Annotated in this window: 26 protein-coding genes; 11 read left to right on the plus strand and 15 right to left on the minus strand. The window is 68.7% G+C overall.

Going from position 1 to position 23,433, the window contains the following annotated elements:
* Positions 1-11: 11 nt before the first annotated feature.
* Complete coding sequence (locus QZH52_RS18585) at positions 12-920, minus strand: LysR family transcriptional regulator (protein ID WP_301811813.1); 909 nt, start codon at positions 918-920, stop codon at positions 12-14.
* Between the two features lie 139 nt (positions 921-1,059).
* On the opposite strand from QZH52_RS18585, the gene QZH52_RS18590 reads away from it, so the two are divergent.
* Together QZH52_RS18590 and QZH52_RS18595 are read left to right on the plus strand one after the other, a co-directional pair.
* Positions 1,060-1,779 (plus strand): pirin family protein, encoded by a 720-nt coding sequence (locus tag QZH52_RS18590; protein WP_301811815.1) that lies wholly within the window; start codon positions 1,060-1,062, stop codon positions 1,777-1,779.
* Between the two features lie 25 nt (positions 1,780-1,804).
* The gene (locus QZH52_RS18595) at positions 1,805-2,092 is read left to right on the plus strand and encodes an acylphosphatase (protein ID WP_301811816.1); all 288 of its coding nucleotides are present in this window, start codon (positions 1,805-1,807) and stop codon (positions 2,090-2,092) included.
* A gap of 24 nt (positions 2,093-2,116) precedes the next feature.
* Here QZH52_RS18595 and QZH52_RS18600 read toward each other — a convergent pair whose 3' ends face one another.
* On the minus strand, positions 2,117-2,485 hold the full coding sequence (locus QZH52_RS18600; RefSeq protein ID WP_286527306.1) for a hypothetical protein: 369 nt from the start codon (positions 2,483-2,485) through the stop codon (positions 2,117-2,119).
* An 86-nt stretch (positions 2,486-2,571) separates the two neighbouring features.
* Between QZH52_RS18600 and QZH52_RS18605 the strand changes: the two genes are divergently transcribed.
* On the plus strand, positions 2,572-3,603 hold the full coding sequence (locus tag QZH52_RS18605; protein WP_301811820.1) for an RNA methyltransferase: 1,032 nt from the start codon (positions 2,572-2,574) through the stop codon (positions 3,601-3,603).
* A 13-nt stretch (positions 3,604-3,616) separates the two neighbouring features.
* On the opposite strand, the gene QZH52_RS18610 is transcribed toward QZH52_RS18605, so the two are convergent.
* Together QZH52_RS18610 and QZH52_RS18615 are read right to left on the minus strand one after the other, a co-directional pair.
* Positions 3,617-4,345, minus strand: a complete 729-nt coding sequence (locus QZH52_RS18610; RefSeq protein WP_301811821.1) for an oxygen-binding di-iron domain-containing protein — start codon at positions 4,343-4,345, stop codon at positions 3,617-3,619.
* A gap of 138 nt (positions 4,346-4,483) precedes the next feature.
* Complete coding sequence (locus tag QZH52_RS18615; protein WP_301811823.1) at positions 4,484-5,479, minus strand: SLAC1 anion channel family protein; 996 nt, start codon at positions 5,477-5,479, stop codon at positions 4,484-4,486.
* A 107-nt stretch (positions 5,480-5,586) separates the two neighbouring features.
* Between QZH52_RS18615 and QZH52_RS18620 the strand changes: the two genes are divergently transcribed.
* Positions 5,587-6,540 (plus strand): GlxA family transcriptional regulator, encoded by a 954-nt coding sequence (locus tag QZH52_RS18620; RefSeq protein ID WP_286535734.1) that lies wholly within the window; start codon positions 5,587-5,589, stop codon positions 6,538-6,540.
* A 107-nt stretch (positions 6,541-6,647) separates the two neighbouring features.
* On the plus strand, positions 6,648-6,911 hold the full coding sequence (locus QZH52_RS18625) for a hypothetical protein (protein ID WP_301811833.1): 264 nt from the start codon (positions 6,648-6,650) through the stop codon (positions 6,909-6,911).
* 13 nt (positions 6,912-6,924) lie between these two features.
* On the opposite strand, the gene QZH52_RS18630 is transcribed toward QZH52_RS18625, so the two are convergent.
* From QZH52_RS18630 to QZH52_RS18660, 7 genes are all read right to left on the minus strand, one after another.
* Complete coding sequence (locus tag QZH52_RS18630; RefSeq protein ID WP_301811835.1) at positions 6,925-8,580, minus strand: MFS transporter; 1,656 nt, start codon at positions 8,578-8,580, stop codon at positions 6,925-6,927.
* Positions 8,570-8,968 carry a DoxX family protein gene (locus QZH52_RS18635; RefSeq protein ID WP_301811838.1) on the minus strand — a complete coding sequence of 133 codons (399 nt, stop codon included), beginning with the start codon at positions 8,966-8,968 and terminating at the stop codon, positions 8,570-8,572. The genes QZH52_RS18630 and QZH52_RS18635 overlap by 11 nt, the downstream gene beginning before the upstream one ends.
* Entirely contained in the window at positions 8,968-10,857 is a 1,890-nt protein-coding gene (locus QZH52_RS18640) for an amidohydrolase (RefSeq protein ID WP_301812057.1), read from the minus strand. Before QZH52_RS18640 ends, QZH52_RS18635 begins: the two co-directional genes overlap by 1 nt.
* A 104-nt stretch (positions 10,858-10,961) precedes the next feature.
* Complete coding sequence (locus tag QZH52_RS18645) at positions 10,962-11,255, minus strand: XapX domain-containing protein (protein ID WP_286535738.1); 294 nt, start codon at positions 11,253-11,255, stop codon at positions 10,962-10,964.
* 16 nt (positions 11,256-11,271) lie between these two features.
* Positions 11,272-11,925, minus strand: a complete 654-nt coding sequence (locus QZH52_RS18650) for a hydrolase (RefSeq protein ID WP_286527333.1) — start codon at positions 11,923-11,925, stop codon at positions 11,272-11,274.
* 132 nt (positions 11,926-12,057) lie between these two features.
* Positions 12,058-12,828: a GNAT family N-acetyltransferase gene (locus tag QZH52_RS18655; protein ID WP_301811843.1), complete on the minus strand. Its 771-nt coding sequence runs from the start codon at positions 12,826-12,828 to the stop codon at positions 12,058-12,060.
* 81 nt (positions 12,829-12,909) lie between these two features.
* Positions 12,910-13,683, minus strand: coding sequence for an IclR family transcriptional regulator (locus tag QZH52_RS18660; RefSeq protein ID WP_286527360.1), 774 nt, complete (start codon positions 13,681-13,683; stop codon positions 12,910-12,912).
* Between the two features lie 183 nt (positions 13,684-13,866).
* Between QZH52_RS18660 and QZH52_RS18665 the strand changes: the two genes are divergently transcribed.
* Positions 13,867-14,841 carry a Bug family tripartite tricarboxylate transporter substrate binding protein gene (locus QZH52_RS18665; protein WP_301811847.1) on the plus strand — a complete coding sequence of 325 codons (975 nt, stop codon included), beginning with the start codon at positions 13,867-13,869 and terminating at the stop codon, positions 14,839-14,841.
* Positions 14,842-14,867: 26 nt separating this feature from the next.
* Positions 14,868-16,016, plus strand: coding sequence for a Kelch repeat-containing protein (locus QZH52_RS18670; RefSeq protein ID WP_301811850.1), 1,149 nt, complete (start codon positions 14,868-14,870; stop codon positions 16,014-16,016).
* A gap of 45 nt (positions 16,017-16,061) precedes the next feature.
* Here QZH52_RS18670 and QZH52_RS18675 read toward each other — a convergent pair whose 3' ends face one another.
* Positions 16,062-17,771 carry a uracil-xanthine permease family protein gene (locus tag QZH52_RS18675; protein WP_301811852.1) on the minus strand — a complete coding sequence of 570 codons (1,710 nt, stop codon included), beginning with the start codon at positions 17,769-17,771 and terminating at the stop codon, positions 16,062-16,064.
* A 299-nt stretch (positions 17,772-18,070) separates the two neighbouring features.
* Here QZH52_RS18675 and QZH52_RS18680 point away from each other — a divergent pair, with 299 nt between their 5' ends.
* Positions 18,071-18,463, plus strand: coding sequence for a COG4315 family predicted lipoprotein (locus QZH52_RS18680; RefSeq protein ID WP_301811854.1), 393 nt, complete (start codon positions 18,071-18,073; stop codon positions 18,461-18,463).
* 157 nt (positions 18,464-18,620) lie between these two features.
* Positions 18,621-19,148, plus strand: coding sequence for a cupredoxin domain-containing protein (locus QZH52_RS18685; protein WP_286535750.1), 528 nt, complete (start codon positions 18,621-18,623; stop codon positions 19,146-19,148).
* A 36-nt stretch (positions 19,149-19,184) separates the two neighbouring features.
* Here QZH52_RS18685 and QZH52_RS18690 read toward each other — a convergent pair whose 3' ends face one another.
* From QZH52_RS18690 to QZH52_RS18700, 3 genes are read right to left on the minus strand one after another with little or no spacing between them, the layout of a single operon-like run.
* Positions 19,185-20,402 (minus strand): CaiB/BaiF CoA transferase family protein, encoded by a 1,218-nt coding sequence (locus QZH52_RS18690; protein WP_301811857.1) that lies wholly within the window; start codon positions 20,400-20,402, stop codon positions 19,185-19,187.
* Positions 20,402-21,235, minus strand: a complete 834-nt coding sequence (locus QZH52_RS18695) for an enoyl-CoA hydratase/isomerase family protein (protein WP_301811860.1) — start codon at positions 21,233-21,235, stop codon at positions 20,402-20,404. The genes QZH52_RS18690 and QZH52_RS18695 overlap by 1 nt, the downstream gene beginning before the upstream one ends.
* Positions 21,232-22,215: a Bug family tripartite tricarboxylate transporter substrate binding protein gene (locus QZH52_RS18700; RefSeq protein ID WP_301811863.1), complete on the minus strand. Its 984-nt coding sequence runs from the start codon at positions 22,213-22,215 to the stop codon at positions 21,232-21,234. Before QZH52_RS18700 ends, QZH52_RS18695 begins: the two co-directional genes overlap by 4 nt.
* Positions 22,216-22,313: 98 nt before the next feature.
* Between QZH52_RS18700 and QZH52_RS18705 the strand changes: the two genes are divergently transcribed.
* Together QZH52_RS18705 and QZH52_RS18710 are read left to right on the plus strand one after the other, a co-directional pair.
* Positions 22,314-22,964, plus strand: coding sequence for a GntR family transcriptional regulator (locus tag QZH52_RS18705; protein WP_301811866.1), 651 nt, complete (start codon positions 22,314-22,316; stop codon positions 22,962-22,964).
* 60 nt (positions 22,965-23,024) lie between these two features.
* Positions 23,025-23,396, plus strand: a complete 372-nt coding sequence (locus tag QZH52_RS18710) for a glutaredoxin domain-containing protein (RefSeq protein WP_301811869.1) — start codon at positions 23,025-23,027, stop codon at positions 23,394-23,396.
* Positions 23,397-23,433 lie beyond the last annotated feature (37 nt).

The following is a 23,433-nucleotide window of genomic DNA, read 5'->3' on the forward strand; positions in this document are numbered from 1 at the left end:
CGAACAGGTTCTCAGGCCGCCGGCAGGATGTCCGGCAGCAGCGGCCGCTGCAGGCGGGCCCGCCACCACTTGAGCGCCTCCCCCACGGCGGTGCCGGTCTTCCAGGCCAGCCAGAAGCCTTCTTCGGGCCGCGCTTCTTCGAGCGACAGCTCGACCAGCTCGCCGCGCGCCAGCGCCGCCCGCACGCAGGCCCGCGGCAGGAAGCCGTGGCCCAGTCCCTCGGCCTGGAGGGCGATCTTGGCCGCCATCGACGGCACGGTGATGCGCCGCTGCCCGGCCAGCAGGCCGATGGTCCGGTCGGACATCGAGCGGGCGCCGTCGCCGACCACCACCGCCGTGTGATCGAGCAGGTCGGCGCGGGTCAGCGGCCGCTGCAGCATCGCCAGCGGGTGGGTGGGTGCGACGCAGAAGGCGAAGTCGAGGCTGCCCACCGACACCGCCTTGTAGCCGCCGCCACCGGGCCCGTCGCCGGCGGCGACGATCAGGTCCGCGCGGCCGTCGCGCAGCGCCTCCCAGGTGCCGGTCAGCGTCTCGCAGGCGATCCGCAGGCGGGTGCCGCAGTTCAGGTCCTCGAAGGCCCGGATGTCGTGGCTGAATGCCGAGGTCGGGATGAGCGAGTCGTGCACCAGCCGCAGCTCGGCCTCGAACCCGGTGGCGATCTGGCGCATGCGCGATTCCAGGTCGGCGGCGGCCGCCACCAGCCAACGCCCTTCGCGCAGCATCTCGTGTCCCGCGGCCGTGAGGCTGACGCGCGGACCCTGCCGCACGAACAGCGCGATGCCCAGCTGCTCCTCGAGGCGGCCGATGGCGTACGAGATGGTCGAGGGCACCTTGTGCAGACGCTCGGACGCAGCGGCGAACGAGCCGTGGCGGGCGATCGCATCCACCAGTTCGATGGCTTCGAGGCTGAGTTTCAGCACGGCGGGTTCCTTCGCTTTGAATGATCGAAATTATCGATCATTGAAGCCGAAAATTGTCAGCATATGGCCATATCCGAGCGAGATACTAAGCGCACTGAATCGTGAATTTCATCGAACGAAGAACCCGAAAGGAACGCCCATGATCGAACTCCGCAAGGCAGACCAACGCGGCCTCGCCGACCACGGCTGGCTCAAGTCGCGTCACACTTTCTCTTTCGGCCACTACCACGACCCGAAGCAGCAGGGCTTCTCCGACCTGCTGGTGATCAACGACGACCGGGTGGCGCCCGAACAGGGTTTCGGCACCCACCCGCACCGGGACATGGAGATCATGTCGTACGTGCTGGACGGTGCGCTGGAGCATCGCGACTCGATGGGCACGGGCTCGGTCATCCGCCCCGGCGACGTGCAGCTGATGAGTGCCGGCACCGGCGTGCGCCACAGCGAGTTCAACCATTCGAAAAGCGAGCCGGTGCACTTCCTGCAGATCTGGCTCGTGCCCTCGGTCCGCGGCGCGGTGCCGCGCTATCAGCAGGTGCACTTCAGCACCGCCGAGAAGCGCGGCAAGCTGCGCCTGATCGTCTCGCCCGACAGCGCGCAGGGCTCGCTGTCGGTGCACCAGAACGCCCGCGTCTACGCCGGGCTCTTCGACGGCGCCGAGAGCGCCACCTTGCAGCTCGATCACGACCGCTATGCCTACGTGCACGTTGCGCGGGGCAGCGTCGAGGTCAACGGCGAGCGCCTCGGCCAGGGCGACGGCGCCCGGATCCGCGACGAGCGCACCCTCCGATTCGCGAAGGGCGACCAGGCCGAGGTGCTGGTGTTCGACCTGCGGCCGCGCGAACGGCCTTCGATGTAGCCGAACATCGCACTACAGTGCGGGGATGTCACCGGTCCAGAAGCATCTGATCATCCACGGCGCCGTGCAGGGCGTGGGATACCGCTGGTCGATGGCCCAGGCCGCCGAGGCGCTGGGCGTGCACGGCTGGGTGCGCAATCGCCGCGACGGCACGGTGGAGGCCCTGGCCGTCGGCGATGCCGCGGCGGTGGAGGCGCTGGTGCGGTGGGCGCAGCGCGGTCCGCCGGAGGCGCGCGTCGATCGGGTGGAGGTCCTGGCGCCGCGCGATCAGGCCGGGGCGCCCGAGGGATTCGAGCAGCGGGCTACCGTGTGACGCCCGGAATCGTCGACGGCTCGGCTACGCCGCCTCGCCGAACACGATGCGGGCCGTGGCGGCGGCTTCTTTCCAGACCGCATCGCGATTGCCCGAATAGGTCGGCGCCGGCGCGACCGCGACGACCAGCACGTTGACGGTGGCGCCGCTGTAGTGCGCCCGAAGCAGCACCTTGCGCTGGGTCGCCGCGGTGACGGCACGAACTTCGACGCCGTCCATCGGCTTGAGGGGCACGTCTTCGCCCGGCGCCTCCAGGTGCTTGTCGATGTCCGGCAGGCCCAGCATGAAGCGTTGGCCGATCTTGAATTCGAAGCCCACCGGGGCGCGAAGCTCTACCGAAAACGCCGGCAGCTTGCGCGGCCGTGTGAGAAGTTCCTGCTTGTCAATATGCATGGCGGCGAGTCTATGAGCTTCGAGCCGGGGCGGGAAGGGATCGCGCGAACCCATTGCACAATCTGTCAATTTCTTCCGGGCAGCGCATGCGAATCCACGAACTCCAACGGCGAATGCGGGACGCCGGCGCCGGCCCCCTCCACGAACACCGGATCCTGCGGCTGTGGTCCCATGCATTGCCCAGGGACAGCGGCCGGCGCCGGCCGGACACTTTCTTTCCGTCGTCGCTGCTGGCCGCCCTGCCGGCCATCGAAGCCGAGCTGGCGGGACTGGCGCGCATCCACGCGGTCCATCCCGGCGCCGATGGTTCCGAACGGCTGCTGGTCGCGCTCGCCGACGGCCAGACCGTCGAGAGCGTGCTGCTGCCGCGGGACGGCCTGTGCGTCTCGTCGCAGGTCGGGTGTGCCGTCGGCTGCCAGTTCTGCATGACCGGCCGCGACGGCTTGCTGCGCCAGGTCGGGAGCGCCGAGATCGTCGCCCAGGTCGCCCTGGCGCGCGCGCGGCGCCCGGTCCGCAAGGTGGTGTTCATGGGCATGGGCGAGCCGGCCCACAACCTGGACAACGTGATCGAGGCGATCGACCTGCTCGGCACTGCCGGTGACATCGGCCACAAGAACCTGGTGTTCTCCACCGTCGGCGATCCCCGCGTGTTCGATCGGCTGCAGCAGGAACGCGTGAGGCCGGCGCTGGCCCTTTCATTGCACACGACCAAGGCCGCGCTGCGCCGCAAGCTCCTGCCGCGGGCGCCGAACCTCGCGCCCGAGGAACTGGTCGCCGCCGGCGAGCGCTATGCCCGCGCGACCGGCTACCCGATCCAGTACCAATGGACGCTGCTGGAAGGCGTCAACGACGGGGAGGACGAGCTGGAAGGCATCGTCCGCCTGCTCGCCGGCAAGTACGGCGTGCTGAACCTGATCCCTTTCAACGCGGTCGACGGCGTGCCCTTCGGTCGTCCGACCTGGGAGCACTGCAAGCAGATCGCCCGCACGCTGCACGAGCGCGGCATCCTCACCAAGCTGCGCTACTCGGCCGGCCAGGATGTCGATGGCGGCTGCGGCCAGCTGCGGGCGCGCGCGGCCCAGGTGCCGGTGCAAGCGTTGGTGCGAAGAGTGCCGTAGGTCCGTCTTCGGCTCAATGCGGCGCGACCGCCTCCGCCAACTGGCGCAGCAGCGCGCCGCCGTCGCCCCGCCAGGCGCTGCCGTGCATGCAGGCCAGCACCTGCGGCGCGTGCGCGGCCAAGCCGGCCAGCAGCGCCGCCGTCTGCGGCGCGTGGGCGAAATAGTCCATCTGCTGGCGGAAGGCTTCGCTGGGGCCGAGGATGTCGGCCTCGGTCAAGGCCTGCTCGCTCGGCCCCGACTGCGTGAACAGGTCGCCGCAGAAAAGGGTCCGGGTGCGGGTGTCCATCATCAGCCCGCATTCCCAGCCGTGCGGCACATGGGGCATGTCGAACCAGCGCACCGTGTGGGCGCCCAGCGCCAGTTCTTCGCCATCGGCCAGCGCACGCGGCGGCCGGTCGGCCAGGTCGCCCATCGAGACCATGGCAGCGACCTGCCCGCACAGCGGCACGGCGCTCGGCGCGGCGGCCAGCAGCAGGTTCATCGCGCCGCATTCGTCGGCCTCCACGTGCGACAGCGCCAGGTAGCGCAGCCGCTCGATCGGCATCACGCGCCCGATCGCCTCGCTCACCAGCGGGAACAGCTGGCGCGGGCCGGTGTGGAACAGCAGCGGTTGGTCGTCCACCAGCAGGTACTGGTTGAAGCTGAAGCGCTGGCCATCGGGCAGCGGCACGGGGGTGTTGATGCGGTAGATGCCGGTGGCGATTTCCTGCACGTTGGTGCCGGCGGTGGCGTTGGTGATCATGCGGGGCTCCTTGGGTGAAAGACGGCAGGTTGTGTCACCATGCCGCGCAGCGTCGCGGCCCTATGCTGCGCCCCATGCCGGCCGTCATGCAAGTGGAACAAGGCCGGGTTCGATTCGAGGTTCTTGTTCGGGGCGGGCTCAGCTGAACAGCGCACCGTCGAGCGCGCTGCGCACGGTGCGCACCGTGAGAACCGCCAAGGCGACGCTCAGCAAGCCCAGCAGTACCGCGGCGAGCACCCCGTGCGGCCCGCTGGCGCGGAAGTCCGCGTACTTCAGGGCCGCGTTGGCCAGCGCGGCCATCGGGAAGCCGATCGCCCACCAGGCCGCAGAAAACCCGATGCCGCGGCGGAACACCTTGGGCGCCACCACCGCGAACATGAACAGCCCGAAGTAGAAGAGCAGCGCGGCGAACCGGTCGATGCCGCCGATGATGTTGACGTAGGCCAGGAAGCCGACCGCGAAGGGCGCCACCAGGATCATCAGCGACGGCGTCATGGCCGGCACCAGCGGGTCGCGATGCACCAGCCGGCTGACGATCATCGCGAACAGCACCAGCGCCAGCACGGCGCCGACAGCGCCCGCGAACAGGTTGATCTCGGAGGCCCAGGCCATGGGCATGTGGCCGCCGGTGACGGCGATGTCCAGCGTCGCAACGCCCGGGATCAGCCAGGCCGGCATCGCGTGCGAGGCGTCGACCTGGCCCTTGAGCAGGCGCGACACGGCGACGAAGCTGAGCGCGAAGGCCGCCAGCACGCCGATGGTCCAGGTCGCCCGCGCCGCCGCCGCGCTGTAGGGCTCGACGACTGCCGACAGCAACAGCACCGAGATCGCGATGGTGCCGAAGAAATTGCCCGCCACCGGGTGCTGGAACTCCGCCCGCACGGCCTGCGGATGCTGCGCGAGTTTCGTCAGGTAGCCGAGCGCGACGAGCACGAAGACGCCCAGCGCGAACGCGCCGATGGCTTCGCCGACGAAGGCCGGCGCGCCGAACCGGTCGTGCGCCAGTCGCCAGGCCAGGGCCAGCCCCGAGAGGCCCATGACCGAGGCGAACAGGTTGACGGGCAGGTTCCGTACCGATGACTTTCCGGACGGTTCGACGATCGGGCGGGACGGGTCCATCGATGGGGCTTGCATGGGGCTCCTTTGGCAGAATTTGCAGGTGCAGTTAGTTTCTGCCAAACTCCGCCGTGCTCCATGCCCCGCTGCGGGCCTTTCCTGCCAATCTGTGAGCTTTCTCGGCCATGCGCATCGCCATCCTCGCTTTTCCCCGGGTCCAGCTGCTCGACGTGGCCGGGCCGGCGGACGTGTTCGCCGAGGCCGCGCGCCAGCTCGGGCGGCCCGCCGCCTACCGGGTGCAGGTGATCGGCACCGGCGCCGGCCTGCTCAGGAGCAGCAACGGCCTGCGCCTGGCCGTCGACGCGACCGTGGCGACCCAGCGCGGGCGCATCGACACCTTGCTGGTCGCGGGCAGCCCCGACATCGAGGACATGGCCGGCGACCCGGCGTTGTACGACTGGCTGCGCCGCCAGTCCCGTACCGTGCGGCGCTATGGCTCGGTCTGCAGCGGAGCCTTCGTGCTGGCGGCCGCCGGGCTGCTCGATGGCAAGCGGGTGGCGACCCACTGGAACGCCACGGCCCGGCTGGCGGTGGCCTGCCCGCTGGCCAGCGTCGAGCCCGACGCCATCTATGTGAAGGACGGCAAGCTCTTCACTTCCGCCGGCGTGACGGCCGGCATGGACCTGGCCCTGGCGATGGTGGAGGAGGACCACGGCCGCGAACTCGCGCTGCGCGTGGCGCGCGAGCTGGTGATGTTCCTCAAGCGCCCCGGTGGCCAGAGCCAGTTCAGCGCCCACCTGGCGGCGCAGACGGCCGAGCGCTCCAGCGTGCGCGAGGTGCAGGCGCATGTGCTGGCGAACCTGAAGGACGACCTGTCCGTGCCCGCCCTGGCCCGCCACGCCGGCATGAGCGAAAGAAGCTTCGCGCGGACCTTCCGCAGCGAGGCCGGGACCACGCCCGCGGAGTTCGTCGAGAACGCGCGCATCGACGCCGCCCGCCGCCTGGCCGAAGCGTCGGACCTGCCCGCCAAGCGGCTCGCGGATGCCGTCGGCTATGCCAATGTCGACGGCTTCAGGCGCGCCTTCGGCCGGCGCCTGGGTGTGAGCCTGGTGGAATACCGGCGGCGCTTCGCGACCTGATGGCCGCCGCCGTGCGCGCACGTCAGAATGCAGGTCGGCCCACGCTTGCTCCAGGAGTTGCCATGGATTCGATGCCCCCCAGCGCCGTCGTCGGAAGGCGGCTTGCAATGAAGCGCAAGTTCGCGCGCGCCCGGGCCGTCCCGGCAGCCGCGACGGGCGCGCAGGCCATCGGCACCACCGCCTTGGGCTCGATCGCTGTCGGCGCCCTGGCTTTCGGCGCCCTGGCCATCGGTGCCTTGTCCGTCGGCCGGCTCTTCGTCGGCCGGGCTCGCATCCGGCAGCTGGAGATCGACGAGCTCGTCGTGCGCCGCGTTCGTGTCATGGAGCCGCTCGCGGCACCAGCGACACCCGCCCCGGCGGACACGGCCTGACGGTCGATTGGCGCTACGCCGCCGCGGCCGGTGCAGCAGCGCGGCCGTCGTGGTCGTCGTGGCCGGCGTCCAGTTCCAGCGCCAGGAAGTGATGCACCACCGGCGCCTCCGGCCCGATGTGGAAGCGCACCGCCTCGTGCTGCAGGTCGGCGTCGGCTTTCGACACCCGCTGGTGCTGGCGCAGGTGCTCGGCCCACGACTCGACCAGGAACCACTCCATCAGGCGCTCGGGCTCGCGGGTGTGCTCGGTGATGCCCCAGGCGTAGGCGCCGTCGCGGCGGCGCTCCATCGACATCGCCTTCAGGGCCTGCAGGAAGGCCGGCCGGTCTTCCTTGCGGATGCGGTATTCGATCTGCACCATGACCGGCCCGCGGTCGTTCGCGACCGGCGCGTCGAGCAAGGGTTCGGGCCAGTGGTTGGAGGCCTGCAGGTCGGCTTCGCCGGTCGGCAGCCGCACGCGATGGAAGACGAAGGCCACCACCGTCAGGCCCGCCGCGCCGACCAGCAAGGTGGCCGGCACGCCCATCTTCTGCGCCACCAGGCCCCAGCCGAGGCTGCCCGCGGCCATGGCGCCGTTGAAGACGGTCAGGTAGATCGCCAGGCCGCGGCCGCGCACCCAGTTCGGCAGCACGCCCTGGGCGACGCCGTTGAGCGTGGTGAGCGCGATGATCCAGCCGCCGCCCAGCACCAGCATGAGCAGCACCGCCGCCCATTGCGGCGGCGCGCCGGCGAGCACCCCCATCACCCCCGCCGACAGCAGCGAGGCCAGCAGCACCAGGCCATCGGCGTCGAGCTTGGCGCGCAGCCGCGGCAGCAGCAAGGCGCCGAGGATCGCCCCGACGCCCACGGCGCCCAGCATCAGGCCGTAGAAGCCCGCCGTGCCGCCGAGCATCCGGCGCGCCACCAGCGGCAGCAGCGCCCAGACCGAACTCGCAAACAGGAAGAACACCGCCGCACGCAGCAGCACCACGTGCAGCTCGCGGCTGGCGCGGGCATAGCGCAGGCCGGCCCGGAAGGCGCCGAAGAACTGCTCCGACAGGCCGGTGTCGGGCGTCGCTGGACGCTTCCACCACAGCAGCGCGGCAATCACGAACACATAGCTCAGCACGTCGGCGCCGTAGGCCGCGGCGGCGCCGAAGCTCGCCAGCAGCAGGCCGCCGGCCGCCGGCCCGATGGCGCGCGCGATGTTGATGCCGAGCGAGTTCAGAGCCACCGCGTTCTTGAGGTCGGCACGCGGCACCAACTCGGGCACGATCGACTGCCAGGTCGGCCCCATCAGCGCGGCGCCGATGCCGCCGACGAAGGTCAGCGCGATCAGGTACTCGACCGTCAGCGCCTTGGTGCTCGCGAGCAGCAGCAGCGTGCCGCTGACCGCCGCCAGCATCAGCTGGATGAAGATCAGGAACCGGCGCCGGTCGAGGATGTCCGACAGCACGCCGGCCGGGATCGCGAGCAGGAAGATCGGCAAGGTCGCCGCGGTCTGGACCAGCGCCACGGCGGTCGGGCTGGCCGACAGCTCGGTGACCATCCAGGCGCTGGCGACGTCGCGCATGAAGCTGCCGACATTGCCGAGTACGGTGGCTGCCCAGAGGACCGCGAAGACCGGCTGGCGCAGCGGCGCGAAGCTGCCGGACGCTGCCGGCACTGCCGGCGCTTGTTCAGCGCTCATGGCGCTCGCTCAGGTCGTGCCAGGCGACCAGCAGGAAGCCGCCGACCAGTCCCCAGTGCTCGAAGAAGGCATTGGCGACCATGAAGCGCTCGGGCATCGCGAGCTCCCAGAAGCGGTTGGCGACGAAGGTGGCCATCAGCGTGAAGCCGGCCAGGCCCAGGGCGCCGAGCCAGCGGTAGAAGCCCGCCAGGATCATCAGCGCGGCACCGAGTTCGAAGACGATCACGGCCGCCGCCAGCGGCCCGGCTGGCGACAGGCCGAAATGATTCATCTCGGCGACGGCCGACGCGAAATCCGTCGCCTTGTTGAAGCCGCCCTGCAGATAGGCGGCGCACAGGAACAGCAGTGCCAGCCAGCGCACGGCCGGATGCGTGAAGATCCGGCGCATCACACCGCCCAGCAGGCGCAACCCAGAGCGCCCCAGAAGCTCTTGAGATCGGCCACCGGCAGCCGGCTCGACCACGCGGTCGCGTGCTGGTGGCCGTGCAGGTTGCAGTCGTTGGCGCAGGCGCAGTCGGCCACCAAGCGGCGCACGGTCGCCTGCAGCGGCCGGCCCTCCTTGTCGCCCCAGCCCGCGTAGCCGCCGAAGCTGCGCACCGGCGACCAGTCGGGCATGGCCGGCGGCGGGGCGCCCTCGTCCTGCCCGGCGAACTCGCCGGCGCCCCAGACCACCTTGCCGCCGACCATCGTGAGCAAGGCCGTGGTGTCGGCGATCTCGGATTCGGGGCAGGCGAAGAAGTCGCGGTCGGGCACCACCAGGTCGGCCAGCTGCCCGACCTCGATGCGGCCCTTCTTGCCCACTTCGTTGGAGAACCAGGTCACGTTCTCGGTCCACATGCGCAGCGCCGCTTCGCGGTCCAGGCAGTTGCGCTGCGGCGTGATCCGCAGGCCGCCGACGGTCTTGCCGGTGACCAGCCACGACAGCGACACCCACGGGTTGTACGAGGCGACGCGGGTCGCGTCAGTGCCGGCCGACACCTTGACGCCCTTCTCGAGCATCCGCTTTACGGGCGGCGTCGCCTCGGCCGCGGCGGCGCCGTAGCGCTCGACGAAATACTCGCCCTGGTAGGCCATGCGATGCTGCACCGCGATGCCGCCGCCGAGCGCCGCGATGCGGTCGATCGACTTCTCGGAGATCGTCTCGCAGTGGTCGAAGAACCAGTTCAGCCCGGCCAGCGGCGTGTCGCGGTTCACCTTCTCGAAGACGTCGAGCGCGCGCTCGATGGTCTCGTCGTAGGTCGCGTGCAGCCGCCAGGGCCACTTGTTCTGCACCAGCACCCGCACCACCTCCTCCAGCTCGCCCTCCATCTCGGGCGCCATGTCGGGGCGCGGCTGGCGGAAGTCCTCGAAGTCGGCGGCCGAGAACACCAGCATCTCGCCGGCGCCGTTGTGGCGGAAGTAGTCGTCGCCCTGCTTGTATTTCGAGGTCGCGGTCCAGTTGAGGAAGTCCTGCTTCTCCTGCTTGGGCTTCTGCGTGAACAGGTTATAGGCCAGCCGGATCGTGAGCTGGCCGGCGTCGGCCAGCTGCTGGATCACCTGGTAGTCCTCGGGGAAGTTCTGGAAGCCGCCGCCGGCGTCGATCGCGCCGGTGACGCCGAGCCGGTTCAGCTCGCGCATGAAGTGCCGGGTCGAATTGAGCTGGTAGTCGAACGGCAGCTTCGGCCCCTTGGCCAAGGTCGCATAGAGGATGCTCGCGTTCGGCTTGGCCAGCAGCAGCCCGGTCGGGTTGCCGGCGCTGTCGCGCACGATCTCGCCGCCGGGCGGGGCCGGCGTTTCCTTGGTGTAGCCGACGGCCCGCAGCGCGGCGCCATTGAGCAGCGCCCGGTCGTACAGGTGCAGCAGGAACACCGGGGTGTCGGGCGCCACGGCGTTGAGCTCCGCGATGGTCGGCAGCCGCTTCTCGGCGAACTGGTGCTCGGTGAAGCCGCCCACCACCCGCACCCATTGCGGCGCCGGCGTGATCGCCACCTGGCGCTTGAGCATGGCCATGGCGTCGGCCAGGCTGCGCACGCCGTCCCAGCGCAGCTCGAGGTTGTAGTTGAGGCCGCCGCGGATGATGTGCAGGTGGTTGTCGATCAGCCCGGGCAGCACCGGGCGGCCGCGGAGGTCGACGACCCGGGTGCCGGCGGCGGCCAGCGGCAGAATGTCCTCGCTGTGGCCCACATGGGTGAAGCGGCCGTCGCGGATCGCGACCGCGCTGGCCGTCGGGTTGCTGCGCGCCAATGTCGTGAAGCGGCCGTTGTGCAGGATGAGCTCGGGGGCACCGGTGTCGACCATGTCGGATTTCCTGGGAGAGAGTGGCTGGGCCGCCGCCTGGCCGGCGAGCGCGGCGCCGAGCGTGCCGAGAAACAGCCGGCGGCGTCGAGGATCGAATTCGGCCGTCATGGGGTGTCGCGGTGCGCCGCCGCCGAGTCGGCCGCGGCGACGTCCACGGTCTTCGCGCATTGAGGCAGCTCCCCGAACATGTGGGGCTTGACCTGGTGCTGCAGCCACGAGCCGGCGGCGTGGGACGGCTCGAGCAGGCGCTTGACCAGCGGCGGCAGCTGCTCGCCGGCCAGGATGCCGAGCAGGCCCACCAGCGCGATGATCGGCGGCGCCGGCGAGCGCACGCTGAACAGCGCATAGATCACGCCGACCAGGATGCCGAGCGCCAGCGAGACGAGGTAAGCCTTCATGGCCCGGCCCGCCCGCTCAGCCTTCGTGGGCGCCGAACATCGACTGGGCGTAGATGATCCCGAGCCCGTAGGCGCCGCCGAACTTCTTGGCGATGCCGGTGGTCATCTCGTAGGTGTCGGTGCGGGCCCAGTCGCGCTGCAGCTCCAGCAGGTACTGCAGCGAGGTCATGGGCTGGGCGCCGGCCTGCACCATGCGGTCCATGGCACGGTCGTGGGCCTCGGCCGAGACGTCGCCGCAGGCGTCGGCGATGACATACACCTCGAAGCCCTGGTCGAGCGCGGACAGGGCCGGGCCGACGATGCAGACGCCGGTCCAGAGCCCGCACAGCACGATGCGCGACTTGCCGATCTCGTTGACCCGCTTGATGACGGCGGCGTCCTCCCAGGTGTTCATCGAGGTGCGATCGAGCATCGCCTGGCCCGGGAAGGCGGCTTTGATCTCGTCGAACATCGGGCCCGAGAAGCTCTTCTCGGCCACGGTCGTGAGGATGGTCGAGGCGCCGAAGCCGGCCGCCGCATGCGCCACCAGCGCCGCGTTGTTGCGCAGCGTGACGGCCTCGATCGAGTGCGTCGCGAACGCCATCTGCGACTGGAAATCGATCATGACCAGGGTGTGGTCGGTGGGGGTGAGCAGCTTGGCGCCGGGGGCGGGCTTGGCGGTGATGGGCATGGCGGTGTCCTTGGTGGAGGGGGAGCAGGTCTGCGGCCCCCGAGACTAAGGCACGCCGGCTTCCCTGGCTTGAACAATGCGGCGCCGCTTTTTCGAATCGTGCGGTCGCGACTCCCGCACCAGCACCCCGAGTCAGGCCACTTCGCCCGGCACCCGGTAGTGGTAGCGATAGCGATCTTCGAAGCCCAGCTCGGCGTACAGGCGGCGCGCCGCCTGGTTCTGCTCCCTTACCTGCAGGTACGCGGATGTCGCGCCCGCTTCGCGGCCCCAGTGCATCAGCGCCTGCGTCAGCGCACGACCATGGCCGCGGCTGCGCCGGCCCGGGCTCACCACGATGTCGTAGAGACCCACCGCGCCGCGCTCCAGCACGGCGAGCCCGAAGCCGATCGCATCGCCCTCGTCGTGGAGGGTGGCGAAGGCGGCCGGCCAGGCGATGGCGCGCACCATGCCATGGTGCAGTTGGTCCTGCGGCGGCGCCACGCCGTTGGCCGCGGCGATGCCTTCCAGCCAGGCCGGTGACGGCACGCTGTCGATGCGCACCCCAGGCTGCGGTGCCGCGCCGGCCAGCGACGCGCAGGCGACCTGGCTCGGATCGAACAAGACATAACCCGCCTGCGCGAGTTCCTGGTCCGCCTCGGGCGGCGCCAGCGGCGAAAGGCGGAACACGGCCGGCAGGCCGTGCCGCCCATAGAAGGCCTCGGCGGCGCGGCGGACCCCTTCGAAAGAGGCACCGGGCTGTGCGCAATTGACCGAGTTGGCCCGCTTCGTATAGCCGCCCGACAGCCGGAACAGCCAGCCGTCGAAGGAGACGGTGTGGCGCGCCGGCCAGGCATTGAAGCTGCGTTCTTCGAGGGCGCGGACGGTGGTCGGTTCCAACAAGCGGGGCGGGCTGCGCACGGGCATCGAGGTCTCCAGCGGCGTGATCCGCGTTGGCGCGATTGAAGCACGAGCCCCGTTGGCCATCGACCGGCGGTTGCCCCGTGCTCAGGCCAGGCGGTCGCCGATGCGCCGGGCGGCGTCCTTGACGAGGTGCGCCAGCCGGTCGGTGTCGACGATGGCCAGCCGGGCGGTGTCGAGCACCAGCGAGATCGCACCCCAGACGCCGCCCTCGGACTTCTCGATCGGCGCCGCCAGCGCCGCCAGCTGCGGTTCGAGTTCGCCCACGGAGAGATAGTGGCCGGCCTTGCGGATCGCCGCGTAGTAGCGCCTGAAATCGCTCCACTCCGAGGGCAGCCCGCAGCGGACGATTTCCGCATGCCGGGCATCGAAGAGCTTGTGCAGGGGCGCCGGCGCGAAGCTGGCGACGATGACCTTGGGCGCCGCGCCCTGGAACAGCGGCCGCGGCCGGCCGCGGCCGTAGGCCAGCGCGGCGGGCGTGCTGCCGGCTTCCCGGTGGGTGTCGAGCAGCTGGGTGCCGAACAGGCCCGAGCTGACACAGTCGAAGCCGGTCTGCTGGACCAGTTCGCGCATCACCGGAATGCCTTCGCGCAGCACCGGGTCGGCCTTGCGGATGTAGTGGTCGAGCAGGATGATGCGCGGCCCGAGGGTGTAGTGGGAGTTCTCGACCCGCTGCAGCAGGCCGGCTTCGACCAGCATCCGCACATAGCGGTAGCCGGTCGGCAGCGACACCTCCAACTCGGTCGCGATGTCCTCCGCGGTCCGCGTCAGGCGGTTGTCGTCGAACAGATCGAGCACATCGAGCATGCGTCCCAGGCTGGATGTTGATTTTTCCGCCACCGGAGTCCTTCGTTCATTCATTCGTTGGTTCTTGGCGCGACCGCCAGGTGCGCGCGCGGCTCCGACGATATATCGATCCGACCCGGCCGGTCCGCCGGCCTCCGAAGAAATTTACAGTTCGTATTATCGTATTTTGACAATTTAATGATTTTATGTACCATCGTGCCGTGGTGCAGACGCGCCGCTATCACAAGGAGACATTGGATGATCGATTTGAAGACCTGGAGCCGCCGCCTGCTCGCCGGCACGGCCGCCGTCGCCGCGCTCGCGGCCCACGCGCAGGACTACCCCACCAAGCCGGTGCGGATCATCGCGCCCTTCCCGGCCGGCAGCGGGCCCGATGCCAATGCGCGCGAGATCGCGGCCGAGCTGACCAAGATCCTGGGCCAGTCCTTCTTCGTCGAGAACCGCCCCGGGGCCTCGAACATCATCGGCACCGAAGTCGCCGCCAAGGCGCCGGCGGACGGCTATTCGCTCTACATCGGCACCACCAGTTCGCTGTCGGTCGTGCCGCATCTCTATGCCAGGCTGCCCTTCAACGCCGAGAAGGACTTCGCCCCGGTGAGCCTGCTGGGCGTGCTCAACACCGGCCTCATCGCCAACCCGAACCTGCCGGCCAAGGACGCCCGCGCGCTCATCGCCGAGCTCAAGGCCAGGCCCGATTCCGTGACCGTCGCGACGGCCGGCATCGGCAGCTACTCGCACCTGTCGGGCGTGTGGTTCAACAACGCCGCGGGTGTCAAGACCAACCTGGTGCCCTACAACAGCAACAGCCCCTACACCGACCTGATGGCAGGCCAGGTGCAGGCCATGTTCGACGGCCTGCCGGCGGCGGCCAGCAACATCCGCGCCGGCAAGCTCAAGCTGCTGGCCATCACCGGCAAGCAGCGCCACCCGAGCTTTCCGGACGTGCCGACCTTCGCCGAGGCCGGCCTGCCCGACTACGCGCCGATCGCCTGGCAGGGCATCCTGGCGCCGGCCGGCACGCCCAAGCCGATCCTCGACAAGCTCAGCGCCGCCATGCAGAAGGCCTGCCAGTCGCCGGAGCTGGCGAAGCGATGGACCGAGTACGGCGGTGCGCTGCGCTGCAACACGCCGGCCGAGTTCAGCGCCTTCATCGAGGCCGACCGCGCGATGTGGGGCAAGGTGATCCGCGAGGCCAACATCAAGCTGGATTGAGCGCCGGGGCGCGCTAAGCTGGGCGCATGCGACGCCGCCAGTTCCTGCTCTCCTCCGCCGGCGCAACCCTCGCGGGCTGCGCCGCTTCGCCAGGCCGCATGCCCGCTGCGGTGCATGCCGCGCAGGCGGGGGCACCCGCCCTCCCCGCCGCGCCTTCATCGGCCGAGCCGTATGCCCGGCTGCAGGGCGGCGTGCCGCACCACCTCACGCCCGACCAGGAATCGCAGCGCAAGACCGACAGCCCCGCGCCCGCCGGCCCGCCCGGGCAATGGGCGGCGCGGGCCGCGCTGCCGCTGCCGCGCAGCGAGATGGCGTGGGCCACGGCGACCGCGGGGCGCATGCACGTCGTCGGCGGCTATGGCGAAGGCGCGGTCAACCGTGCCTACCACCACATCTACGACCCGGCGGTCGACCGCTGGCTGCAGGGGGCGCCGTTGCCGCGCGGCGCCAACCACGTCGCGGTGGCCTCGGACGAGCGATTCGTCTATGCGCTCGGCGGCTTCGTCGAGCAGAACCGCCTGTCGGACACCCATGCCTACGCCTACGAACTGGCGACCGATCGCTGGCGTGAGATCGCGCCGCTGCGGCGGCCACGCGGCGCCGCGGCGGCCGTCATGCTGGACAGCAAGCTGCACCTGGTCGGCGGCGCCTCGGAACCCGCGAGCGAGCGCGCCAGCGTCGGCTGGCACGAGGTCTACGATCCGCAGGCCGACGCCTGGAGCCAGCGCAAGCCGCTGCCGGGCGCGCGCGACCATGTGGGCTGCGTCGCCCACGCGGGGCTGATCCACGTGGTCGGCGGGCGCTTCAACACCTTCGAATACAACACCGACCTGCACCATGTCTACCTGCCGGCGCGCGACACCTGGGAGCTGCGCGCCCCGCTTCCCACGGCCCGATCGGGCCACGGACTGGTGGTGCTGCGCGGACGCTTCTACGCCATGGGCGGCGAAGGCGGCATCCTGGCCGGCGGCGTGCCGCGCCAGGCCACCGTGTTCGGCCAGATGGAAAGCTACGACCCCGCCACCGACGGCTGGCAGCGGCACGCGCCGATGACTACACCCCGGCACGCGGTCGGCGCGGCCGCGATCGGCGACCGGATCTACGTCGCGGGCGGCGGCGCCGTGCTGGGCGGGGCGGTGCAGTCCGCCGTGCACGAGGCGTTCACGCCGGGCTGAGCCGGGGCCCTCGAGCCTCCGCCCGCCGCCGAGGGCGAGCGCGCCCTAGTGATCGAAGTGAAACCCCACCGTCGCCCGCTCGCCCGCGCGCCTTGAGGTCACGCGGTCGGCGAAGCGCCGCAAGAGGAAGCCGGCCAGCCGGCGCTCGCCATGGTCGGACTCGATGATCTCCTCGATCGAGGGCCGCTGTTCCGGCAGTTCGAGCTGCTCGCCGACATAGGACACCCTCAGGTCCAGGTTGAACTCGTCGAACGATGCCTCGATGTGCAGCGGCCCCGAGGCGACGCCGCTCCCCGCCAGCGTCTCGATCGATTGCACGAGATTGAACTTGGCCCGCTCGATCACGTCGGAGCGCGCGCCCCAGGCCGCGCCCTGGCCGTCGAGGAACTCCTCCAGCGCCTCGGGGTCGATCGCTTCGGGCGCGACGCTCATCGAGACGCTGCGCCGAAGCCCGATGCGGAACAACAGATTCAGGCCGAGCCCCACCAGCGTGCCGAACACCAGCGAATTGCCGAACGATGGCCGCAGCGCCGGCGGCAGCACCACCAGCAGACCCGGGAAGATCTCCACCGCCAGGCCGAACACGATCGCCAGCCCGATCACCAGCGTCTTGCGGGCGTCGAGCAGGCGCGAGGTCATGATGACCAGGCCGTTGGTGACGATGAAGGTCGACGAGAACACCAGCGCCGCGCCGAGCACCGACCGCGGAACGAGGTTGAAGAGCATGCCCAGCTTCGGCACGAAGGCGAAGACCAGCAGGATGGCGGCCACCGACCAGCCGACGCGCCGGCTGGCCACGCCGGTGGCGGTCGCCAGGCCGACCGCGCTGCTCGATGAATTGATGCCCGGTGCGCCGATCGCGCCGGCGACGACCGCGCCGAGCCCGTCGGCCAGCACGCCGCGGCTGATGGAGCGCATGTCGGCGCGTACCCAGCCCACCTGAGTGGCCTTCTGCGAGGTCGTCACGTTGCCGATCACCTTCAGCACCGCGGCGACCGCTCCGATCAGGAACGGCAGCAGCAGGCCGGCATCGAAGGACCAGCCCACGTGGCCCAGCAGGGGTGCCGCGAACGCGGGCGCATCGGACAGGCGGGCGACTTCCTCGGCATCGAAACGCCCGAGCAGCCAGCCGGCCGCGCAGCCCGCCACCAGCCCGATCAGCACGCTGAAGACCCGCAGCGCGCCCCGGCCCCACACGTTCAGCGCCACCATCAGGCCGAGCGTGCCCAGGCCCAGCAGCAAGTCGACTTCGGCCGGTTCAGCGACCGATGGGCCCCCACCGAGCGCGGTGCGCAGACCGACCACGCCCACCGAGATGCCGGTCAGCAGCACCACCAGGCCGGTGATCTCGGGCGTGAAGATCGGACGCAGGCGCGGCAGCACGCGCGCCAGCGCGACCTCGAACAGGCCGGCCAGCATGGTCATGCCGAAGACCGCGGCGAGGTTGCCGCTGCGCGCCGCCACCAGCGAAGGCACGATGTAGACCACGCTGGAGGTCGGTTGGCACAGGAAGCCCGAGCCGATCGGCCCGATCGTGATGACCTGCAGCAAGGTCGCGACGGCCAGCGCGATCAAGGTGGCACTGACCAGCGAGGCCGCGACCTCGGCCGAGGCGCCGGCTGCCTGCGCGATCAGCACCGGGTAGACCAGGTAGATCGACATCAGCCCGACATGCTGCAGTCCGCTGAGGATGTTGATGCCCAGCGGCGGCGTGTCGTCGACGCCGTAGATGAGCCCGGCAGGCTTGTGCGACATCGGCTTCCAGTCCTGGTGGCTCGATGTGTCCGTCAAGCCGATGGTTGAGACGCGCGGCCGGCGGCATGGGTTTGCCGGGGGCCGCCGCATCATAGCGGGCGAGGTGCTGTCGCAGCGACGCCGCATCAGACCTGCTGCGCGCGGAATCTCCCGCGCCTGGAGCAGTCCCGATCAAGGGTTTCCACGAAAACGAAAGCGTTCAGGCCGTGACTTATTGCACTGGGTGCACTGGGCGAAACTGTATCTAATTGTGTAGTGAGCCGTCCCGCCTCCCATTCGCGATTTCAAAGGAGTCTTTCGTGCGAATTGCCGCCAGTCTCGCCATCACCCTGACCCTGCTCGCCGGTTGCGCAACGCATGCGCCCACCAAGGAGTTCTCGACCGTGAACCTTGTCAACGGCATGCTCGTCAACGACAAGGGGTTCACGCTCTACACGTACGACAAGGACGCACCGAACAGTGGCCGCTCGACCTGCTATGGCAACTGTGCGGTGACCTGGCCACCGGTCTTGGCCGCCGAAGGCACCAAGCCGAGCGGCGGCCTGTCGCTGATCACCCGCGACGACGGCGCCAAGCAGTGGGCATTCAAGGGTCAACCGCTGTACACCTGGCCCGAGGACCAGGAGCCCGGTGACGTCTACGGCGACGACTACGACAAGGTCTGGCACGTCATCAAGACGAGCCAGCTCTGATCACATGCGCAACCCTCCGCCCTTTCGCGTGCCAGGCATGCGCGGTTCATTCGTCGCATTCGCCAGCGCGCTTCTTTGCACGCTCTGTGCGGCGACCCCTCTGCAGGTTGGCGTCCTCGACAAGGATGGACAGCCCGTCGTCGATGCAGTGGTCGTCGTGATCACCGCTTCGAAGGCCGCGCCATCTCGGCCGCTGCCCAAGGAAGTGACGATCAGCCAGGAGAAGATGCGCTTCGTGCCGGCCGTGAGTCTGGTGGCCCCCGGGGCGAAGGCGCACTTCGTCAACAACGACCCGTGGGACCACCACGTGCGCGCTTCCGCCGCCGGTGTCGCACAGTTCGACGCCGGTCCCGGAGGCAGCTTCGAGCTGATGATCTCGGGCAAGCCCGAAGGCAAACCCGGCAAGACCGCCGACGCCATCTTCGACAAGCCCGGCGCCGTGCTGCTCGGCTGCCACTTGCACAACTCGATGCGCGGCCATGTCTACGTGAGCGATTCGCCCTGGGCGGCGCTGACGGGCCCGGACGGCCTCGCCATGCTCGATGCTCCTGACGGTGCCGCGTCGATCAAGGTGTGGCACGCGGACCAGCTGATCGACATCGCGCCGCTGCAGGTCATGCTGGGTGACGGGCCCGCGAAGGCCACGCTCCAGCTCAACGTGGTTCCGCGGCGCAAGCGGATATGAGACCTGGGCGATGACCGATCCCGGCGCTTCCGAGCATCAAGAAACCCGATGTTGAAGCACGATGCCTTGTGACTCGAGATCGGTCAGCTCATCCGTCGAGAAGCCGGCCTCCTTGAGGACATCGAACGTGTGCTCACCGATGTGCGGGGCACGCGCCGTGTCATGCGGCGCCACGCCATCGAAATGAATCGGGCAGCCCAGTGAGCGGGTCGTACCACCATCCGGATGCTCGACATCCACGACCATGTCGATGGCGCGAGTCTGTGGATGCTCCATGGCCTCCTTGACGTTGTTGACCGGGCCTACCGGCACGTCATGCGACTCGAACACGCTGATCCAGTGCGAAGCATCCTGCTTTGCCAACTCGGCGGTGATCAGGCGCTCGAGGGCGTCCCTGTTCGCAAGCCGATCGCGCCCCGTCAAGAAGCGCACGTCATCGATCCATTCCGGATGATCGAGAACCGAGGCGATGCGCTTCCAGTTCGCCTGGTTGCCGCCACCCAATGCGATCTGTCCGGTGCGGCACTTGTAGGTCTGGTAGGGCGCGATCAGCGGATGGGCGGTACCCATCGGCTCGGCAATCGCCCCATTGAAGAAGTAGGCCGCGGCGAACCAATACATCTGCTGCATCGAGGCCTGCAGGAGTGAGGTGTCCACGCGACTGCCTTCACCGGTGCGCAGCCTCTTCACATAAGCCGTCACGACGCCGAGCGCGGCAAGGATGCCCGCGTTGATGTCGGACACCGAGTTGCCAGGCTTCACCAGATTGTCTGGCCCGGAGCCAGTGACGCTGATGAGACCAGAGAAGGCCTGCAGCACCAGATCGAAGCCACCCTTGTCGGCCATCGGGCCAGTTGGACCGTAGCCGCTGATGGAGCAGTAGACCAGTTGCGGATTGATCTTGCGCAAGGCCTCGTAGCCAAGGCCAAGTGCATCAAGCTTCCCGCGACGGAAGTTCTCCGTCACGACATCGCTCCGTGCAGCGAGGCGCTCGATGATTTGACGCCCCGCTGGCTTGCGGATATCGACGGCGACCGAACGCTTGCCGCGGTTGAGCATGAGGAAGCCAGGCGCAAGGCCAGGATCTCCCGGTTTCGCATATCCGCGCGCATCGTCTCCGCCCGGGAATTTCTCGATCTTGATCACCTCGGCACCCATGTCCGAGAGCATCAAACCGCAGGTCGGTCCTGCCATGATCTGCGAAAGCTCGAGGACACGCACGCCGGCGAGCGGCAGGTCGTTGCTCGATTTCATCAGCGACCCTTGAAGACAGGCTTGCGCTTCTCGGCAAAAGCCGCAAGCGCTTCGCCGATGTCCTCCGTCTTCAGGCTTGCATGGTAGGCAGCCTTCGCTGCCTCCTCGTCGTACTGCTGACGCGCGATGTCGTTGAGCACGGTCTTGATCGACACCAAGGGCACCGGTGCCATCGCGAGCAGCTCATCAATCCAACGCTGCATTTCTGCCTCGAAGAGCGCAGCGGGAACGACGGCGTCGAGGTATCCGATTGCGCGCATCTCGTTGGCATCGATCTGGCGCGAGGTCAGGAAGAGCTTCTTGGCCGGACCAATGCCGAGACGCGATACCCAACGACGCAGGCCGTGGCCGTAGTAGTGCAGCCCGAGGCGCGCCGCTGGCATGAACATGCGGATGCCTTCCGCCCCGATACGGAAGTCGCAAGCCAGAGCCAAGTCCGTCGAGCCGCCATACACGGGCCCGTCGAGCCGAGCGATGGTGATCGCCCGCGCATTCTCGACTTCGTCTGTCAGCACCTCGAAGGAGTTCTCGGTGCTTTGGCCAGCGACCTTGCCCAGTCGCGTCAAATCGAAGCCCGAGCTGAAAGTCTTTCCCTCTCCTCGGAACACGATGACACGAACATCGTGGTTGGCGTTGAGCTCCTTCAGATAGCCGCGAAGGATCGCAACGTCGTCCGGCTCGATGCGATTGTGATTCGCCGGCCGGCGGAAAGTGATCGTTGCGAGCGCGCCTTCGATCGAAAGGGCTGGGGGCTGGGACAGCGCGGCAGTAGTCGTGGAGGTCATTGAACAGGAAGGCTGATTGACGGATTGGAAATCGACACGTGAGATCATTCGAAGACGATGTTTTGTTCTCGAATGAGGGCGCCCCACTTTTGGTAGTCCTTGCGAACGAGGTCTTGTGCCTCTTGCGGAGTGGAGAGGCGAACGACGCTACCGAGCGAAACGAAGCGGTCACGCACCGACGGCGTGGACAAGGCGGAGTTCAGGGCCTCGTTGAGCTTGGCCAGGATCGGGGCCGGAAGATTCTTCGGTGCCGCAATCAGAAAGACACCCTGCGCGTCGTAGCCTGGCACTCCCTGTTCTGCCACGGGCTTCACGCCGGGCAGGGTCGGCACTTCACGCGTCGACGTCACTGCAATGGCCCGCGCGCGGCCCGACTGAACCACGGCGACGGCGGGCGCGATCGTTGCGAATGACACCTTGACCACTCCACCCATCAAGTCGGTCATCGCCGGACCGGAGCCGCGGTAGGGCACATGGACCATGTCCGTCTTGGTGGCCGCCTTCAGCAACTCACCGGAGAGGTGGTGAATGGTGCCGAGACCGGACGTCGAATAGTTCAGCGAACCAGGCGCCTTGCGCATCAGCGCAGTCAGCTCGGGGAGATTCGTCGCCGGCACCGATGGATTCACCAGGATGACCAAAGGCGACTGCGACACGATCCCCACGTATGCGAACGAGGTCATCGGGTCGTAACCGACCTTGTGCGCGTGCGGAATGATCGTGAGCGGACCGCCATCGATGAGGCCGATCGTGTAGCCGTCCGCCGGCGAGTTGGCGAGCAGGTCACCTGCGATCGCGCCGCCGGCGCCAGGCTTGTAGTCGATGACGACGGTTTGCCCCAGCACCTTCTCCATTGCGGGCGCCAGGTCGCGAGCAACCTGGTCAGCCGCGCCACCAGGGGTGTAACCCAGGACCATCCGGATGGGTCGGTTCGGATACTCCGAGGATTGAGCTGCCTGGGAGGCGAGCGAAGCGAGGGCCATCAACGAGCCGGCGATGGCGTTTCGGGTAAATACACTGGTCTTCATGTGTCTCCGTGGATATATTCTCATGCGATTTCGATATATTAAAATGGCCTTTCAATATGCACACTGGTGAAAACCCACGTACTCCCGGCGCCCCAACCATGGCGGCGCAGATTCGTCGCGCGGTGATCGAAGACCTGCACCGCGGGGCGCTTGAGCCGGGGATGGCAATCGACGAACAAACCCTCTGCGAGCGCTTCAGCACCTCGAGAACACCCGTGCGCGAGGCAATGCTTCAACTTGCGAGCGAAGGCTTCCTGTCGGCCGGCCAACGCTCCGGCGTTGTTGTTCCCAAACTCTCCGTCTCCCGGCTGCGAGAAATCCTGGAAACGCTGGCCGAGATGGAAGCGGCTGCCGCGAAGTTTGCGACGCGTCGTATGACCTCAGCCCTCGGAAAGGAGCTGCGTTCGTCTTTCGAGCGCTGTGAATCGGCCGCGAAATCCGCTGACGCCCTGGCCTACCGAGATGCGAACGACGCCTTTCACGAGGTGATCTACAGGGCTGCCCACAACGAACTGCTGATCGGGCAGATTCGCATGTTGCGCACGCGCTGCGCCGCATACACCCGCGATCGGTTCGACTCGCCCGGACGAATCCAGCTCTCGCTCCAGGAGCACCGCAAACTGCTGCTGGAGATCGAGAGCGGTGACCCCGCGCGAGGACACGCGGCGATGCTCGAACACATCAGCATTGGTGGGCGCGACTTCGCCGAGTTCGTCAGCCGGCTGCCAACGCAGTACATCGGCGAATAGGCGCGCGGCCGTATGACGCAGAATCGGTCGCCCTTCGCCAACCCCGGAAGAACTCCCTCCATGCCCCGTCCCGTCCTAGACGAAGCCCACATCCATCCGGCCATCCGCACCCGGCTGGCCGAAAACCGGCAGGCCATCGTGCGCGAGGTCATGGCTGCGATCGCTGCCAGCGACATCGTGGTGGTCGGCATGGCGATGAACCCGTTCCCGCGCAAGGCGCGCAAGCTCCTCGACCACGCGAAGCTGCCGCACCGCTATCTCCAGTACGGCAGCTACCTGAGCCGATGGCGCGATCGCAACGCGCTCAAGATGTGGACCGGCTGGCCGACCTTCCCGATGATCTTCGTCAAGGGCGTGCTGATCGGCGGCGCGAACGACTTGCAGCAGCTGATCGGCAGCGGCGAGCTGAAGGCGATGCTCCAGCCCGATTGACGAAAATCAATCCGCCGCCGCCGACCCGGCGGATACT

This window comes from Variovorax ginsengisoli, assembly GCF_030486595.1.
GTDB classification, from domain to species: domain Bacteria; phylum Pseudomonadota; class Gammaproteobacteria; order Burkholderiales; family Burkholderiaceae_C; genus Variovorax; species Variovorax ginsengisoli_B.

Bases quoted from the DNA above. Each gene is read 5' to 3' on its own strand.
- QZH52_RS18590 (WP_301811815.1), top strand. From the start codon at position 1,060: ATGATCGAACTCCGCAAGGCAGACCAACGCGGCCTCGCCGACCACGGC.
- QZH52_RS18595 (WP_301811816.1), top strand. From the start codon at position 1,805: ATGTCACCGGTCCAGAAGCATCTGATCATCCACGGCGCCGTGCAGGGC.
- QZH52_RS18600 (WP_286527306.1), bottom strand. From the start codon at position 2,485: ATGCATATTGACAAGCAGGAACTTCTCACACGGCCGCGCAAGCTGCCG.
- QZH52_RS18605 (WP_301811820.1), top strand. From the start codon at position 2,572: ATGCGAATCCACGAACTCCAACGGCGAATGCGGGACGCCGGCGCCGGC.
- QZH52_RS18610 (WP_301811821.1), bottom strand. From the start codon at position 4,345: ATGATCACCAACGCCACCGCCGGCACCAACGTGCAGGAAATCGCCACC.
- QZH52_RS18615 (WP_301811823.1), bottom strand. From the start codon at position 5,479: ATGCAAGCCCCATCGATGGACCCGTCCCGCCCGATCGTCGAACCGTCC.
- QZH52_RS18620 (WP_286535734.1), top strand. From the start codon at position 5,587: ATGCGCATCGCCATCCTCGCTTTTCCCCGGGTCCAGCTGCTCGACGTG.
- QZH52_RS18625 (WP_301811833.1), top strand. From the start codon at position 6,648: ATGAAGCGCAAGTTCGCGCGCGCCCGGGCCGTCCCGGCAGCCGCGACG.
- QZH52_RS18630 (WP_301811835.1), bottom strand. From the start codon at position 8,580: ATGAGCGCTGAACAAGCGCCGGCAGTGCCGGCAGCGTCCGGCAGCTTC.
- QZH52_RS18635 (WP_301811838.1), bottom strand. From the start codon at position 8,968: ATGCGCCGGATCTTCACGCATCCGGCCGTGCGCTGGCTGGCACTGCTG.
- QZH52_RS18640 (WP_301812057.1), bottom strand. From the start codon at position 10,857: ATGGTCGACACCGGTGCCCCCGAGCTCATCCTGCACAACGGCCGCTTC.
- QZH52_RS18645 (WP_286535738.1), bottom strand. From the start codon at position 11,255: ATGAAGGCTTACCTCGTCTCGCTGGCGCTCGGCATCCTGGTCGGCGTG.
- QZH52_RS18650 (WP_286527333.1), bottom strand. From the start codon at position 11,925: ATGCCCATCACCGCCAAGCCCGCCCCCGGCGCCAAGCTGCTCACCCCC.
- QZH52_RS18655 (WP_301811843.1), bottom strand. From the start codon at position 12,828: ATGCCCGTGCGCAGCCCGCCCCGCTTGTTGGAACCGACCACCGTCCGC.
- QZH52_RS18660 (WP_286527360.1), bottom strand. From the start codon at position 13,683: ATGAATGAACGAAGGACTCCGGTGGCGGAAAAATCAACATCCAGCCTG.
- QZH52_RS18665 (WP_301811847.1), top strand. From the start codon at position 13,867: ATGATCGATTTGAAGACCTGGAGCCGCCGCCTGCTCGCCGGCACGGCC.
- QZH52_RS18670 (WP_301811850.1), top strand. From the start codon at position 14,868: ATGCGACGCCGCCAGTTCCTGCTCTCCTCCGCCGGCGCAACCCTCGCG.
- QZH52_RS18675 (WP_301811852.1), bottom strand. From the start codon at position 17,771: ATGTCGCACAAGCCTGCCGGGCTCATCTACGGCGTCGACGACACGCCG.
- QZH52_RS18690 (WP_301811857.1), bottom strand. From the start codon at position 20,402: ATGAAATCGAGCAACGACCTGCCGCTCGCCGGCGTGCGTGTCCTCGAG.
- QZH52_RS18695 (WP_301811860.1), bottom strand. From the start codon at position 21,235: ATGATCTCACGTGTCGATTTCCAATCCGTCAATCAGCCTTCCTGTTCA.
- QZH52_RS18700 (WP_301811863.1), bottom strand. From the start codon at position 22,215: ATGAAGACCAGTGTATTTACCCGAAACGCCATCGCCGGCTCGTTGATG.
- QZH52_RS18705 (WP_301811866.1), top strand. From the start codon at position 22,314: ATGGCGGCGCAGATTCGTCGCGCGGTGATCGAAGACCTGCACCGCGGG.
- QZH52_RS18710 (WP_301811869.1), top strand. From the start codon at position 23,025: ATGCCCCGTCCCGTCCTAGACGAAGCCCACATCCATCCGGCCATCCGC.